Source organism: Caulobacter sp. 10L414 (genome assembly GCF_056395525.1).
On the sequence record NZ_JBFTJR010000020.1, the window covers coordinates 37,113 to 52,931 of the forward strand.

A 15,819-nucleotide genomic window follows, 5' to 3' on the forward strand; every position below is an offset into this window, starting at 1 on the left:
GTAGCGCTTGACCAGGAACCCGCCTTGTGGTTCCCGTCTTGGTCAGACGTTGCGGTCATACCGCTGCGTTCCCGCCTTTCACGGATCGCGCCCGTCCTGGTGCGCCTCATGATCCGTTCCCCTGATCGATACGCGCCGTCGTCATGGCGCGACCCCATCGCCGCCTTCGTCTGAAGCCGGCTGAATTTCTATCCAAGCCCGGATCGTATCCGGGCGACCGCGAGTCTATGCATGACTGAAGAAACCGATCCGCAAGTCCCGCTCGAACTGGACGCCCCCGTGGAAGCCCTTGGGGAAACCACGGACGAGGCCGCCGTCGAGATCGTCGCCGAAGCCGCTGAAATCGCCATCGAGGGCGACGCCGGCGACGAGGACGACAACTCCGAGATCACGGCGGCCATCGCCGCCATGGGCCTGACGCGCATGTCGCTGCAGGAACTGAAGGAAAAGTCCCCGGCCGACCTGCTGGCGTTCGCCGAGACCTTCGAGGTCGAGAACGCCAACTCGATGCGCAAGCAGGACATGATGTTCGCCATCCTGAAGACCCTCGCCGAAGAAGGCGTGGAGATCTTCGGTTCGGGCACCATGGAAGTGCTGCAGGACGGCTTCGGCTTCCTGCGCTCGCCGGAAGCCAACTACCTGCCGGGTCCGGACGACATCTACGTTTCGCCCTCGCAGATCCGCAAGTTCGGCCTGCGCACCGGCGACAGCGTCGAGGGCGCGATCCGTTCGCCCCGTGAAGGCGAGCGTTACTTCGCCCTGACGAGCGTCTCGAAGATCAACTTCGAAAGCCCGGAAAACGTGCGCCACAAGGTGCACTTCGACAACCTGACGCCGCTCTATCCCGAAGAGCGCCTGAACATGGAACTGCCCGATCCGACCATCAAGGATCGCTCGGGCCGCGTCATCGACATCGTCGCTCCGCTCGGCAAGGGCCAGCGCTGCCTGATCGTCGCCCCGCCGCGCGTGGGTAAGACGGTGATGCTGCAGAACATCGCCAAGTCGATCGAGACCAACCACCCCGAGTGCTATCTGATCGTGCTGCTGATCGACGAGCGCCCGGAAGAAGTCACCGACATGCAGCGCACGGTGAAGGGCGAGGTCATCGCCTCGACCTTCGACGAGCCGGCCACGCGCCACGTGCAAGTCGCCGAGATGGTGATCGAGAAGGCCAAGCGCCTGGTCGAGCACAAGCGCGACGTCGTCATCCTGCTGGACTCGGTGACCCGCCTGGGCCGCGCCTACAACACCACCGTCCCGTCGTCGGGCAAGGTGCTGACCGGCGGTGTCGACGCCAACGCCCTGCAACGTCCCAAGCGCTTCTTCGGCGCCGCGCGCAACGTGGAAGAGGGCGGCTCGCTGTCGATCATCGCCACGGCCCTGATCGACACCGGCAGCCGCATGGACGAAGTCATCTTCGAAGAGTTCAAGGGCACCGGTAACTCGGAAATCGTCCTGGACCGCAAGGTGGCCGACAAGCGCATCTTCCCGGCCATCGACGTGCTCAAGTCGGGCACCCGCAAGGAAGAGCTCATCACTCCGCGCGACCAGCTGCAGAAGACCTACGTGCTGCGCCGGATCCTCAACCCGATGGGCGCTTCGGACGCCATCGAGTTCCTGCTCGACAAGCTGCGCCAGTCGAAGACGAACGGCGATTTCTTCCAGAGCATGAATACTTAAGCTTGGTGTTTCACGTGAAACACGAGAAAGGCCCCGGAGCGATCCGGGGCCTTTTTGTTGGTCGGTGGTTCTAGATCCTCCCCTTTGGGGGGAGGTGGCCCGAAGGGCCGGAGGGGGACTTCCACSGYCGGCGCCGCCCCTCAGCCCCCCGCGAAAGCTCCCTCAGAAGGGGAGCATGTGGTTCCCGTCCACCGCAGTCGAAAGCCTCATTCTGAGCTTGTCGAAGGACGAGGCTTTCGTTGCACGTCGTCAGGGAACCAGCACCGTCGCGCCGGTCGTCTTGCGCCCCTCCAGCGCTTCATGCGCGGCCCGAGCCTCCGCCAACGGGAAGCGCTGGCCGATGTCGATCTTCACCGCGCCCGAGGCCAGGACCTCGAACAGGGCCGCGGCGCTCTCGTCGAGCTCGTCGGTGGTTACGATGTAGTCGAACAGGCGAGGGCGGGTGATGAAGGCCGACTTGGCCCCCAGCTCCAGCGGCGCGAACGGCGGTACGGGACCCGAGGCGTTGCCATAGGTGACCAGCACCCCGCGGCGGCCCAGGCTCTTGAGGCTGCCTTGGAAGGTGTCCTTGCCGACGCCGTCATAGACGACCGGCACGCCGGCCCCGCCCGTGATCTCGGCCACCCTCGCTGCGACATCCTCGTGGTCGTAGAGGATCACGTGGTCGGCGCCGAGGTCGCGCACGATCTGGGCCTTCGCCTCCGAGCCGACGGTGGCGATGACGCTGGCGCCCAGGGCCTTGGCCCACTGCACCAGGATCTGGCCGACGCCGCCGGCGGCCGCGTGGACCAGCACGGTCTGGCCGGCCTTCACGGGGAAGCAGCGGCGGATCAGGAATTCGGCCGTCATGCCCTTGAGCAGGACGGCGGCCGCGACCTCCAGGTCGACGCCTTCCGGAACCTTCACGGCGCGATCGGCCGGGACCACCGAGGCCTGCGCATAGGCGCCCATCGTGCCGTTGTAGGCGACGCGGTCGCCCACCGCGAAGCGGGTGACGCCTTCACCTATCGCTACCACGTGGCCCGCGGCCTCTAGGCCCAGCACCTGCGGGTACTTCACCGGATAGAGGCCGGAGCGGTGATAGGTGTCGATGAAGTTCAGACCGACGGCCGCGTGACGGACGAGGATCTGGCCGGGGCCGGGCGAGGGGAGGTCGCGCTCGACGACCTCCAGCACCTCGGGCCCGCCGGCAGCCTTGGCTTCGACGGCCAGCATCAGGCGAGGGTCTTCTTGAAGAAGGCCAGGCTGCGGCCATTGGCGAGCGAGGCGTCGGCGGCGTCATAGTGGTCGCCGCCCTCACGCGCGAAAGCGTGGTCGCGGCCGGCATAGGTATGAAGCGTGATCTGCGGGTGATCCTTCAGCGCGGCGAAGATCACCTGCTGTGCTTCCTTGGGCACGAACTTGTCTTCCTCGGCCACGTGCAGCAGTAGCGGCTTCTCCAGCTTCTCGGCCTCGCCGACATGCTTCTCGAGGCCGACACCGTAATAGGAGACCGAGGCGTCGGCGTCGGTGCGGGTCGCCGTCAGGAAGGCCAGCAGGCCGCCCAGGCAGTAGCCGACCGCGCCGACCTTGCCCGACGACAGGGGACGGACCGCGTCGATGGTGGCGTCGATGTCGGCGACGCCGGCGTCCACGTCGAACGCGTTGAACAGTTCGAAGGCCTTCTTCCACTCGGCTTCCGACTTGTCGGTGATGTCGATGCCGGGCTCGATCCGCCAGAAGAGGTCGGGACACACGGCCAGGAAGCCTTCGCCGGCCAGCTTGTCGCAGATGTCGCGCATCACCTGGTTGACGCCGAAGATCTCCTGGATGACGACGATGGCCGGCGCAGCGTCTCCCGTGGCGGGGCGCGCCACATAGGCCGAGAAGTCGCCATCGGGCGTGTTGATCGTGAGGGTCTCGCTCATGGGGCTCTCCACATACAATAAGCCGTCGATGGGACTTTCGACCGAAGCGCTCTAACCTGCCCCGAGCAGTGCGCGGCGTCACAATCTCGTGGCCTGCCGCCAGGGAACTTTTTCGATGAAGATGACGATCGAGATCGACTGCACCCCGGTCGAAGCGCGGGCCTTCCTGGGCCTGCCCGACGTGAGCGGATTGAACGACCATCTCGTCAAGGAGATGCAGGCCCGCATGGACGCCAACATGGCGATGCTGGCGCCCGAGGAGCTGCTGAAGAACTGGATGGCGTTCGGGGCCGGCGCCCAGGACAGCTTCCGCAAGCTGATGACGGCCGCGGCCGGAGCGGCGGTCGGCAAGCGCGACTGATCTGATGGTCGATACGATCTACGCGCCGGCGACGGCGGCCGGCCGCGCCGCCGTGGCGGTGATCCGCGTCTCGGGTCCCGCCAGCAGCGAGGCCGTTCGCGCCCTCACGGGAAACCTGCCCAAGCCGCGCCAGGCGGCCTTGCGGACCCTGCGCCACGACGGCGTCGCGCTCGACGACGCCCTGGTGCTGTGGTTCCAGGGACCGGCCAGTTACACCGGCGAGGACGCCGCCGAGTTTCACGTGCACGGGGGCAGGGCGGTCGTGGAGTCGCTGCTCGGCGCGTTGTCGGCCCTGGGCCTGCGACTGGCCGAGCCGGGGGAGTTCACACGGCGGGCTTTCCAGCACGGAAAGCTCGACCTGGCCCAGGCCGAGGCCGTGGGCGACCTGATCGACGCCGAGACCGAAGGCCAGCGCAAGCAGGCGCTGGGCCAGCTGGGCGGCGCCCTGGGCCGTCGCTACGACGCCTGGCGCGACCTGCTGGTCCAGGCCCTGGCCATGCTGGAAGCCGCCGTCGACTTTCCGGACGAGGAGCTGCCCGAAGACGTGGCGGCCCGCGCCCGGCCCGGACTGCAGACCCTGGCCGGCGAGATCGACACGGCCCTGGCCGATGTCGCACGTGGTCGCCGGGTGCGGGACGGTTTCCGCATCGCCCTGGTCGGCGCGCCGAACGCCGGCAAGAGCACGCTGCTGAACGCCCTGGCCGAACGCGACGCCGCGATCGTCACCGCGACGCCGGGCACCACGCGGGACGTCATCGAGGTTCCCCTGGTGCTGGGCGGCTACAAGGCGCTGCTGGCCGACACGGCCGGGATCCGCGAGACCGCCGACGATATCGAGGCCGAGGGCGTGCGCCGCGCGCGGGTTTGGGCCGAGGAGGCGGACCTGCGGATGTGGGTCGTCGACGCCGGCGAGTTTCACGTGAAACATTCTGAACACCACGCAATTGTCCGCGCCGGCGACTGGCTGGTGATCAACAAGATCGATCTGGTAGAGCCGGCCGCCGTGGCGGCCATACGCGCCCATAAGGCGCAGCTGGGGTTGCACGTGGTGGCGCTGTCGGCGCGGGAGGAGGGGGGCGGTCCGATCCGCGCCGCCCTGACCGCTCACGTGGTCGAAGCCCTGTCGGGCGCCGAGTTTCCGGCCGCGACCCGCATCCGTCACGCCGAACGTCTGGGGGAGGCGAGGGCCTATCTTGAGCGCGCCCTGGCCGAAAAGCACGACGTGGAACTGGCCGCGGAGGACGTTCGCCTCGCTTCCCGTGCACTTTCCAGGATCACAGGCCGCATCGATCCGGAAGACGTGCTTGACCGTGTCTTTTCAAGCTTCTGCATTGGAAAGTGAATGTTTCACGTGGAACAGGGGCTTGAACCGTCCACAGCCTGACCACAGATACGCGCACCGCGTTTCACGTGAAACGCCCCGGACTCGACTCGCCCACAGGGCGGCTTGAAGCTATAAGTCAGGCACGCTCCCGCTGGGTCGGGGGCGTTCCGCATTGAGGCGCGTTTCTCCCTTGTCCAACTCTTCGCCCCAGTCCTGGGACGTCATCGTCATCGGCGGCGGTCATGCCGGTTGTGAAGCCGCGGCGGCGTCCGCGCGCACCGGCGCGCGCACCCTGCTGCTGACCCACAAACGTGAAACCGTCGGCGAGATGTCGTGCAACCCGGCCATCGGCGGCCTGGGCAAGGGCCACCTGGTGCGCGAGATCGACGCCCTGGACGGCCTGATGGGCCGCATGGCCGACAAGGCCGGCATCCAGTTCCGCATGCTCAACCGGTCGAAGGGCCCGGCCGTTCGCGGCCCACGCTCGCAGATCGACCGCAAGCTCTATCGCGAGGCCATGCAGGCCGAGCTGTTCGCCTATCCCAACCTCGACGTCGTCGCGGCCGCGGCCGAAGACCTGATCGTCGAGGGTGGCCACGTGGCCGGCGCCGTCGACGGGGAGGGGAGCGTCTATCGCGCCCCCAAAGTCGTGCTGACCACCGGCACCTTCCTCAAGGGGGTCATCCACCAGGGCGAGACCCGGATCCCGGCCGGCCGCGTCGGCGACCAGCCGTCGATCGGTCTGTCGGACCGTCTCTACGGCCTGGGCTTCGACATGGGCCGTCTGAAGACCGGCACGCCCGCCCGCCTCGACGGCAAGACCATCGCCTGGGACCGCCTCGACATGCAGGCGGCCGACGAAGAGCCCGTGCCGTTCTCGTTCCTCAACGAGAAGATCGACGTGCCGCAGATCCGCTGCGGCATCACCTTCACGACCGAGGAAACCCACAGGATCATCGCCGATCGCCTGGGCGAGTCCGCCGTCTATGGCGGTCGCGCCACGGGGATCGGCCCGCGCTATTGCCCGTCGATCGAGGACAAGGTCGTCCGCTTCGCCGACAAGACCAGCCACCAGGTGTTCCTGGAGCCGGAAGGCCTGGACGACGACACCGTCTATCCCAACGGCGTCTCAACCTCGGTGTCGGCCGAAACCCAGCTTCTGTTCCTGCGCACCATCCCCGGCCTCGAGGCCGTGGAGGTGATCCGCTACGGCTATGCGATCGAATACGACTATGTCGATCCGCGCGAGCTCTACGCCACGCTGGAGACCAAGCGCCTGCCGGGCCTTTATCTGGCCGGCCAGATCAACGGCACCACGGGCTATGAAGAGGCCGGGGCGCAAGGCCTGGTCGCCGGCATGAACGCGGCCCTTTCCGCCTTGGGCCGGGAGCCGGCCGTCTTCGCGCGCGACGAGGCCTATATCGGCGTGATGATCGACGACCTCGTCACCCGTGGCGTCACCGAGCCCTACCGCATGTTCACAAGCCGGGCCGAGTTCCGCCTGACCCTGCGCGCCGACAACGCCGACCAGCGCCTGACCGAGCGCGGCGTCGAACTGGGCGTCGTGGGCGAGGTTCGCGCCGGCGCCTGGGCCGCCAAGAAGGCCGAGCTGGAGGCCGTGCGCAGCCGCGCCCGCACCCTGAACATGACCCCGGCCGAGGCCGTGAAGGCCGGCTTCAAGGTCAATGCCGACGGCCAGCGCCGCGACGTCCTGGCCATGCTGGCCTATCCGGACGTCGGTATCGACGACCTGGTCCGTGTGTGGCCAGAGATCGCCGACTGGAGCCCGATGGCCCGCGAGCAGATCGAGATCGAGGCGGCCTATGCCGGCTATCTCGACCGCCAGCGCGCCGACGCCGAGTCCCTGCGCAAGGACGAGGACCTGCGCCTGCCGGCCGACCTCGATTACCGCGACATCGGCAGCCTCTCCAACGAGGTGCGCGAGAAGCTGATCCGGGTGAAGCCCCTGACGCTGGGCCAGGCGGCCCGCATCGAGGGGGTCACCCCCGGCGCCCTGACGGCCCTGCTGGCCCACGTGCGACGGGGCCGGGCCGCCTGATGGCTGTTGCTGATCTCGTCATCGAAACGCTCGACCCGGTCGACGCCGCGGCCTTCCAGAGGCTGACGGGGTCGACCGACGCCCAGGTCGCCGACCTGGCGCGCTATCGCGAGCTGCTGGCCGAGTGGAACGAGGTGATGAACCTCGTCGGGCCGGCCTCGATGGCCGCCTATTGGAACCGCCACGCCTGGGACAGCGCCCAGCTTCTGACCTTCGCGCCGGAGGCCAAGACCTGGGCCGACCTGGGCGCGGGCGCGGGCCTGCCCGGCGTGGTGCTGGCGATCCTGCTGAAGGCCGTTCCGGGGGCCAAGGTCCACCTCGTCGAGAGCATGGCCAAGCGCTGCCGCTTCCTCGACGCCGTCTGCCGCGAGCTCGACCTGCCGGTCGAGATCCACAACGCCCGCGCCGAAAGCCTGGACCTCAAGGTGCAGGTGGTCACGGCCCGGGCCTGCGCGCCGATGCCGCGCCTGCTGGAATACGCGCAACCCTATTTCAAGCGCGGCGCGGTCGCCTGGTTCCTGAAGGGCCAGGAGGTCGCCGCCGAGATCGCTGAAGCCGAGAAGACCTGGAAGTTCGAGTCGGACGTGCGGGGCTCCAAGAGCGACCCGCGCGGCCATGTCGTGCAAATCAAGGGGCTGAGCCGTGTCCGCAAAGTCTGAGCTGAGAGTCCTGGCGGTCGCCAACCAGAAGGGCGGGGTGGGCAAGACCACCACGGCCATCAACCTGGGCACGGCGCTGGCCGCCTGCGGCGAGCGCGTCCTGCTGATCGACGCCGACCCGCAGGGCAACTGCTCCACGGGCCTGGGGATCGGCCGACTGCAGCGCAAGAAGACGCTGTACGACGTGCTGATGGGCGAAGCGCCGGTGATCGAGGCGGCCGTGCAGACCTCGCTGCCGGGCCTGGACGTGATCCCGGCCGACGCCGACCTGTCGGGCGTCGAGCTCGAACTGGGCCAGGTGGCGCGCCGCTCGTACCGTCTGCGCGACGCCCTGGAGCCGCTGCGCGCCAACGGCCCCTACACCTACGTGCTGATCGACTGCCCGCCGTCGCTGAACGTGCTGACGGTCAACGCCATGACCGCCGCCGACGCCGTGTTCGTGCCGCTGCAGTGCGAGTTCTTCGCCCTGGAAGGCCTGACCCAGCTGATCCGCACCATCGAGCGCGTGCGCGGCAGCCTGAACCCGCGCCTGGAGATCCAGGGCGTGGTGCTGACCATGTACGATCGCCGCAACAGCCTCTCCGAGCAGGTGGCCCGCGACGTGCGCGAGCATTTCGGCGACAAGGTGTACGACGCGGTCATACCGCGGAACGTCCGCGTGTCGGAGGCGCCGTCCTTCGGCAAGCCGGTGCTTCTCTACGACCTCAAGTGCGCCGGCAGCCAGGCCTACCTGCGACTGGCCCGCGAGGTGATCAGCCGCGAGAAGGACCGCCAGGCCCAGGCCGCCTGATCCACAGGGCCTACCCATTTGAGCGCCGGCCTGAGGATACAGGCCCAAGTCGTTATTGAAGTTGAAGTTTCGAGGAGATGGTCGTGGTCGGTGAAGCGGGGATGTCGGAAGGCCGTCGGGGTCTGGGTCGCGGTCTGTCGGCGCTGCTGGGCGAGGTCGAAGCCGCTCCGGCCCAGGCGCCGGGCGACAATACCGCCGGCTCGCGCGAGGCGCCGATCGAGCTGCTGAAGCGTAATCCCGACCAGCCCCGCCGGACCTTCCGCGAGGAAGACCTGGTAGAACTTTCCAACTCGATCGCCGAGAAGGGCGTGCTGCAGCCGATCCTCGTTCGGCCCGCGCCGGGCGCTCCGGGCGAGTACCAGATCGTCGCCGGCGAGCGTCGCTGGCGCGCCGCCCAGCGCGCCGGCCTCAAGAGCGTGCCGATCATCGTGCGCGAGCTCGACGACCTGGCCGTGCTCGAGATCGGCATCATCGAGAACGTCCAGCGCTCGGACCTCAACATCCTCGAAGAGGCGCTGAGCTACCGCGTGCTGATGGACAAGTTCGGCCGCACCCAGGACGCCATCGCCCAGACGATCGGCAAGAGCCGAAGCCACGTGGCCAACACCCTGCGCCTGCTGGCCCTGCCCGAGGCGGTGCAGCAGCACCTGGTCACCGGCGCCCTGACGGCGGGCCACGCGCGCGCCATCGCCACGGCCGCCGATCCGGGCGCCCTGGCCCAGCAGGTCATCGACGGCGGCCTCTCGGTGCGCGAGACCGAGACCCTGGCCCGCGTCGCCCAGACCGGCGATGCGACCCCGCGCGCCAAGAACGGCGGCTCGGCGCCGCCGCGTGCGCCGCGCGCCAAGGACACCGACACCCAGGCCCTCGAAGCCGACCTCTCGTCGGTGCTGGGCCTCGATGTCGAGATCGACCATCGCGGCGGCGCCGGCTCGCTAATCGTCCGCTACGCGACGCTCGAGCAGCTGGACGATCTTTGCAACCGCCTGACGCGGGGCGTCTGATCGACCCCGTTTTCGGGGTCTTCTGTGGCGCATGAAGAAAGGCGCGGCCGTATCCTGGGTCGCGCCGTTCGCCACAGGCGAGGGCGGGAAGGGCGCTGTTTTCGCCTAATCCCTTGTTGGGAAAGGAAAAATGGCTTCCGGTAGCGCTTGGTCGAAAGCTCCGGCGGCGGAATTTTTCCACAAGCAGGCGGCGTCAGCGTCGCTGAATAATTTGACCAGAATCTCGAATTGATTTCCGCGCGCCGCGTTCACCCGGGGGCGGACAGGCGATCGCCCCTCCGCCAGGCGCGAGCCGTCATTCCCCGCTTTCGCGGGGAGGTTCAGTGGAGACCAGGTGGAGGGCGCGAGATCGACGCGCGTCAGCGCGCGACGCTGGCCCGCGCGCGCTTGAGACCCGGACGGGTGCTGGGCGCGCCCGCCTCGTTCTGCTCCAGCGCCGACAGCAGGTCGCTCTTCAGCGCCGAGACCTTGCGGCCGTCGGCCAGCTTCCCGCCTTCGGCCGTCTGCACATAGAAGGCGTCGACTGCTCGCTCGCCATAGCCGTCGATGTGGGCCGACTGGATGGACAGGCCGTTGTCGGCCAGGGTGCGGGCCAGGGCCTGCAGGAGGCCCGGACGGTCGCGACCGGAGGCCTCCACCACCGTGGCCTCGTGCGAGGCCTCGTTGTCGATGACCACGGTCGGGGCGATGGCGAAGGCGGCCGTGCGGGCCAGCTCGCCGCCGCGCCGGGCCTCGACGTTGACGCCCTCGCCCCTGCCGGCCGCTTCCAGCGCGTCGGCCAGGCGGCGCAGGGCGCGCGGGTTCTCGCAGCCGAGCGGCGCGCCGGTGACGTCCTGCACGTAGAACACGTCGAGGGCCTGACCCTGGCGGGAGGTGAAGACCCGGGCCCCCACGACGTTGCCGCCCAGTGAGGAGATGGCCAGGGCCAGGTCGGCGAACAGGCCGCGACGGTCCTTGGCGGCGACGACGATCTCGGCGGCGTTGGCGCCGGGATTGACCTTGCCCTCGGCGGCCGCGCCGCCCTGGATGGCGGCCCGGCGGGCCAGGGCGGCGTGGTCGAGCAGGTCCTGCGGGCTGAAGGCGCCGAAATAGGCGTCCTCCATGGCCGCGGCCCAGCCCTTGGCGGCGGGGTCGGCGGCGATCAGGATCTCGCGCGCGGCCGCTGCAGCGGCCTCCTGGTGGCGTTGAACGTTGGCGGTGGCGTCACTGCCCCGGCCGCCCCGGAAGACCGCCTCCGTGGCGTTGTAGAGCTCGCGCAGCAGCTGGCCCTTCCAGCCGTTCCACACGCCGGGCCCGACGGCCCGGATATCGGCCACGGTGATGACCAGCAGCAGGCGCAGGCGCTCGGGGTTCTCGACGATGCGGGCGAAGGCCGCCACGGTGCCGGGATCCGACACGTCGCGCTTCTGGGCGAAGTCGCTCATCACGAGGTGGTTCTCGACCAGCCACGCGACCAGCTCGACCTTGCTGCGCTCGACCCCCAGGCGCTCGCAGGCGCTGCGGGCCGATCGGGCCCCGGCCTTCTCCTGGCCGCCCACGCCGCCCTTGCCGGTGTCGTGCAGCAGCATGGCCAGGAACAGGGCCTCGCGGTCCTCGATCAGCGGCATGATCGACACGGCCAGCGGATGGTCTTCCGACAGGCGCCCGGCGGCCATGTCGCCGATCAGGCCGACGGCCCGCAGGGTGTGCTCGTCCACCGTGTACGAGTGGTACATGTTGAACTGCATCTGGGCGACGACGCGGCCGAACTCCGGGATGAAGCGGCCCAGCACGCCTGCGTCGTTCATCAGAGTCAGGGTGCGGTAGCTGCGCTTGCCGCGCGCCAGGAGATCGAGGAAGGCCCGTGTGGCCTCCGGATCGCGCCGCACCTTCGAGGTGATCAGGGCGAGGTTGCGGGTCACGGCGGTGAAGGCGTCGGGATGCAGATCAAGGTCGCGCTCGTCGGCGATCTTGAACAGCCGGATCAGATTGACCGGATCGGTCTCGAAGATCTCCGGCCCGTCGATGTTCAGGCGCCCGCCGTCCTCGTAGAAGCCCGGCGCGTCCAGGGCCTTGCGCTTGGGCTTAGCCCCCGGAAGGAAGCGCGAGATGCCCTTGGGCTCGTTCTTGAAGTGCTCGGCTTCCAGCTTGGCCGAGAAGGCGCGGGTGAGGGCGCCCACCTCCTTGGCGATCAGGAAGTAGCGGCGCATGAAGCGCTCGACCGCCGGCGCGTCGCCCCGGTCGCCATAGCCCATGCGGCGGGCGATCTCGGGCTGTAGGTCGAAGGTCAGTCGCTCTTCGGGCCGGCCGGTGGTGAAGTGCAGGTGGGCGCGCACGGCGTGCAGGAAGTCGAAGGCGCGGATGAAGGCCTTGGTCTCGCGGCCCGAGAACACCTCCATCTTGAAGACGTCCTCCGGCGCGTCGACCGGATGCAGGTACTCGGCGATCCACATCAGGGTGTGCAGGTCGCGCAGGCCGCCCTTGCCCTCCTTGACGTTGGGCTCGACCATGTAGCGGCTGGCGCCGGCGCGGGCCTGGCGGTCGTCGCGCTCCTTCAGCTTGGCGGCCACGAACTGCTGGCCGGTGCCCTTCATCACCTCGTCACGGAACCGCTTCTTGAGGTCGGCGGCCAGGCGCTCGTCGCCGGTCAGACGCCGGGCCTCAAGGATCGAGGTGCGGATCGTGAAGTCTTCCTTCGAGAGGCGCACGCACTCCTCGATGGTGCGCGAGGCGTGGCCGACCTTGAAGCCTAAGTCCCACAGCGCATAGAGCATGTACTCGATCACGCTCTCGACGTGCGGCGTCTGCTTGTAGGGCCGCAGGAACAGCAGGTCGATGTCGCTGAACGGGGCCAGGGTGGCGCGGCCGTAGCCGCCCACGGCCAGCAGCGCCAGGCGCTCGCCCTCGGTGGGGTTGCGGGCCCGGAACACGTGCACGGTGGTGAAGTCGTAGAGGGCGGTGATCACCTCGTCGGTGACGCCGCTGAGCAGGCGCGCCGTCTCCAGGCCGCCGGCGCCGTTCTCCAGCCGCTCCTTGGCGATCATCCGGCCGCGGAACAGGGCCTGCTTGAGGATGTCGATCGCCCGTGCGCGCTGGGCGGCCTCGTCGCCGATGGCGTCCAGGGCGGCGGCCGACAGACGCGCGCGCAGGGCGTGACCGTCGACGACGTGTTCCAGGGGCGTGGGGCGGAGGCGGCGAGGCATGGCGGTTATATGGGTGTCCGAGGCGGGCGGCCAAAGCGACCACCGGAACCGGCCGCCGCCATGCTCCTATGATTGATCCTAGGTCTTGAGCAGACCCTTAAGGCGATAAAGCGCCTCCAGGGCCTCGCGCGGGCTCATGCCGTCCACGTCCAGCTCCTTCAGCGCGCCATCCACGGCGCTGGGCGCCGAAACGACAGGCGCCGCGGCGATGGGGGCCGAGGCCGCGAACAGCGGCAGGTCGTCGAGCTTGGCCGGTGATTCGGTCTTGCTCTCCAGGCGGTCGAGCACCTCCTTGGCGCGGGCGACCACCTGCGGCGGCACGCCGGCCAGCTTGGCCACCTGCACGCCGTAGGAGCGGTCGGCCGGGCCGTCGGCCGCCTCGTGCAGGAAGACGAGGTCGCCGTTCCATTCCTTGGCCCGGAGGCTGAGGTTGGAGACGTGCGCCATGCGCTCCTCCAGCGTCGCCAGCTCGTGATAGTGCGTGGCGAAGAGGGCGCGGCAGCGGTTGGTGTCGTGCAGCGACTCCGCGCAGGCCCAGGCGATGGCCAGGCCGTCATAGGTGGCGGTGCCGCGGCCGATCTCGTCGAGGATGACCAGGCTGCGCGGGGTGGCCTGGGTCAGGATGGCGGCGGTCTCGACCATCTCCATCATGAAGGTCGAGCGACCGCGCGCCAGGTCGTCGCCGGCGCCGACGCGGCTGAACAGGCGGTCGACGACGCCCAGCCGGAAGCTCTTGGCGGGCACGTAGCAGCCGGCCTGGGCCAGGATGGCCAGCAAGGCGTTCTGGCGCAGGAAGGTCGACTTACCGGCCATGTTCGGACCGGTGACGATGGAAAGGCGCGCTGCGACCTCGCCGGCGGCGTCCAGCCGGCAGTCGTTGGGGGTGTAGGGGTCCCCGGCGCGACGCACCGCGGCCTCGACCACCGGGTGGCGGGCGGCCTTGGCTTCGAAGGCCAGCGACTTGTCGACGGTCGGGCGCACGGCGCCGGCGTCCTCGGCCCATTCGGCGAGGCTGGAGGCCACGTCCAGGCGGGCCAGGGCCTCGGCGGCGGCCTGGATCGGCTCGGCCAGGGCGCAGGCCTCGGCGCGCCAGTCCTCGTAGGCGGCCACTTCCATGGCCAGGGCCCGCTCGGCGGCCTGGGCGATGCGGGCGTCCAGGTCGGCCAGCTCCACGGTGGTGAAGCGCACCTGGTTGGCCAGGGTCTGGCGGTGGATGAAGGTGGCGTTCAGCGGCGGCTGGAACAGCGGATCGGCCTTGCCGGCGGTGGCCTCGACGAAATAGCCGAGCACGCCGTTGTGGCGGATCTTCAGCGGGATGCCCGCTTCCTGGATCAGGCGCTGCTCCAGGGCGGCCACGACCCGGCGGCTGTCGTCGCGCAGGGCGCGGGCCTGGTCGAGTTCGGGGCGGATCCCGGGGGCCACGAAGCCGCCGTCGCGGGCCAGGGCCGGCAGGTCGGGGCCAAGTCCCGCCTCAAGGGTGTTCAGCAGCTGCGAGACGCCCTGGTGCAGCGACGGCGTCAGGGCCGCCAGCGCGCCTTCCAGCTCGACCGGCGGCGGCGACAGCGGGTCGCCCGAGCCGCCGACCATGCCGGCCAGCTTCTCGCCGGTCTTGAGGCCGTCGCGCAGGCAGGCGAGATCCCGCGGGCCGCCACGGCCCAGGGCCAGGCGGGCCAGGGCGCGCGCCATGTCGCCCGAGCCCTTCAGCTGCTCGCGCAGGCGTTCGCGCAACGAGCGGTGCTCGACGAACCACTCGACGGCGTCCAGGCGCTGGTCGATGGCGGCCGGGTCGAGCAGGGGGCGGGCCAGGCGCGAGGCCAGCAGGCGCGCGCCGCCGGGCGTGACGGTGCGGTCGATGGCGGCCAGCAGCGAGCCGTTGCGGTCGCCGTTCTGGGTGCGGTCGATCTCCAGGCTGGAGCGGGTGGCCGGGTCGATCGACATGACGTCGGCCTCGGCCGCGCGGCGGGGCGCGCGCAGGGCCGGCAGCTTGCCGGCCTGGGTCATCTCCAGGTGGGCGGCGATCAGGCCAAGCGCCCCGACCTCGGCCGGCGCCAGGCCGCCGAAACCGTCCAGGGTGTCGACGCCGTAGAGGCGCTTGACCCGGGTCTCGGAGGCCTGCGGCTCGGACAGGGCGGATGGCATGGGTTGAATCAGCCCGCCGCAGATCTTCAGCGTCTGGGCCAGGTGGTCGTCAGCCAGCAGGCGGTCGGCGACCAGGGTCTCGGACGGCGACAGGGCCGCCAGCAGCGGGCCGACGCCGTCCTTGCCGGTCGAGAAGCATTCGACCTCGCCGGTGGACAGCTCCACGGCCGCCACGGCCGCCTGGCCGGCGCGGATGGCCACCGCCGCCAGTCGGTTGGCGCCCCGGGCGTCCAGCAGGCCGTCCTCGGTCAGCGTACCCGGCGTGACGACGCGGACGATGTCGCGGCGGACCACCGACTTGGAGCCGCGCTTCTTGGCCTCGGCCGGGTCTTCCATCTGCTCGCAGACGGCGACCTTGAAGCCCATGCGGATCAGCTTCGACAGATAGGCCTCGGCCGCGTGATGCGGCACGCCGGCCATCGGGATCGGCTGGCCGGCATGGGTGCCGCGGAAGGTCTGGGAGATGCCCAGGGCGGCCGCCGCGCGGATCGCGTCGTCGAAGAACAGCTCGTAGAAGTCGCCCATCCGGAAGAACAGCAGCGCGTCCGGCTGGCGGGTCTTCATGTCGAAAAACTGCTGCATCACCGGCGTGGCGCCGGTGGCGTCGAACGTCTGGACAGGCGGAGAAACGGGGGCGTTCATCCGACCGGAAAGTACAGAGCGTCGCGGTTTTCGTTAAGGGGTGCGACCGGGGTTTTTCGGCGCGGGCGGGCA

At 69.5% G+C, this 15,819-nt stretch carries 11 protein-coding genes; 7 read left to right on the forward strand and 4 right to left on the reverse strand.

Going from position 1 to position 15,819, the window contains the following annotated elements; genetic code table 11:
- Positions 1-231 precede the first annotated feature (231 nt).
- A complete protein-coding gene (rho, locus tag AC1DCG_RS10370) occupies positions 232-1,680 on the forward strand; it encodes a transcription termination factor Rho (protein ID WP_165258595.1) in 1,449 nt (482 codons plus the stop codon).
- A gap of 249 nt (positions 1,681-1,929) precedes the next feature.
- On the opposite strand, the gene AC1DCG_RS10375 is transcribed toward rho, so the two are convergent.
- The gene (locus AC1DCG_RS10375) at positions 1,930-2,895 is read right to left on the reverse strand and encodes a quinone oxidoreductase family protein (RefSeq protein WP_477028777.1); all 966 of its coding nucleotides are present in this window, start codon (positions 2,893-2,895) and stop codon (positions 1,930-1,932) included.
- Complete coding sequence (locus AC1DCG_RS10380) at positions 2,895-3,587, reverse strand: dienelactone hydrolase family protein (RefSeq protein ID WP_477028778.1); 693 nt, start codon at positions 3,585-3,587, stop codon at positions 2,895-2,897. Before AC1DCG_RS10380 ends, AC1DCG_RS10375 begins: the two co-directional genes overlap by 1 nt.
- A gap of 115 nt (positions 3,588-3,702) precedes the next feature.
- On the opposite strand from AC1DCG_RS10380, the gene AC1DCG_RS10385 reads away from it, so the two are divergent.
- The 6 genes from AC1DCG_RS10385 (at position 3,703) to AC1DCG_RS10410 (ending at position 9,784) form a co-directional block, all read left to right on the forward strand.
- On the forward strand, positions 3,703-3,948 hold the full coding sequence (locus AC1DCG_RS10385) for a DUF6489 family protein (RefSeq protein WP_058347082.1): 246 nt from the start codon (positions 3,703-3,705) through the stop codon (positions 3,946-3,948).
- 4 nt (positions 3,949-3,952) lie between these two features.
- Positions 3,953-5,290, forward strand: a complete 1,338-nt coding sequence (mnmE, locus tag AC1DCG_RS10390; protein ID WP_477028779.1) for a tRNA uridine-5-carboxymethylaminomethyl(34) synthesis GTPase MnmE — start codon at positions 3,953-3,955, stop codon at positions 5,288-5,290.
- A 172-nt stretch (positions 5,291-5,462) separates the two neighbouring features.
- On the forward strand, positions 5,463-7,331 hold the full coding sequence (gene mnmG / locus AC1DCG_RS10395) for a tRNA uridine-5-carboxymethylaminomethyl(34) synthesis enzyme MnmG (protein ID WP_477028780.1): 1,869 nt from the start codon (positions 5,463-5,465) through the stop codon (positions 7,329-7,331).
- Positions 7,331-7,990, forward strand: a complete 660-nt coding sequence (gene rsmG, locus AC1DCG_RS10400; protein WP_477028781.1) for a 16S rRNA (guanine(527)-N(7))-methyltransferase RsmG — start codon at positions 7,331-7,333, stop codon at positions 7,988-7,990. Before mnmG ends, rsmG begins: the two co-directional genes overlap by 1 nt.
- Entirely contained in the window at positions 7,974-8,780 is an 807-nt protein-coding gene (locus AC1DCG_RS10405) for an AAA family ATPase (protein WP_165258607.1), read from the forward strand. The genes rsmG and AC1DCG_RS10405 overlap by 17 nt, the downstream gene beginning before the upstream one ends.
- A 101-nt stretch (positions 8,781-8,881) precedes the next feature.
- Positions 8,882-9,784 carry a ParB/RepB/Spo0J family partition protein gene (locus AC1DCG_RS10410; RefSeq protein ID WP_165258947.1) on the forward strand — a complete coding sequence of 301 codons (903 nt, stop codon included), beginning with the start codon at positions 8,882-8,884 and terminating at the stop codon, positions 9,782-9,784.
- Between the two features lie 359 nt (positions 9,785-10,143).
- On the opposite strand, the gene AC1DCG_RS10415 is transcribed toward AC1DCG_RS10410, so the two are convergent.
- Together AC1DCG_RS10415 and mutS are read right to left on the reverse strand one after the other, a co-directional pair.
- Entirely contained in the window at positions 10,144-12,966 is a 2,823-nt protein-coding gene (locus AC1DCG_RS10415) for a [protein-PII] uridylyltransferase (RefSeq protein WP_477028782.1), read from the reverse strand.
- 78 nt (positions 12,967-13,044) lie between these two features.
- Positions 13,045-15,747 carry a DNA mismatch repair protein MutS gene (gene mutS / locus AC1DCG_RS10420; protein ID WP_477028783.1) on the reverse strand — a complete coding sequence of 901 codons (2,703 nt, stop codon included), beginning with the start codon at positions 15,745-15,747 and terminating at the stop codon, positions 13,045-13,047.
- Positions 15,748-15,819 lie beyond the last annotated feature (72 nt).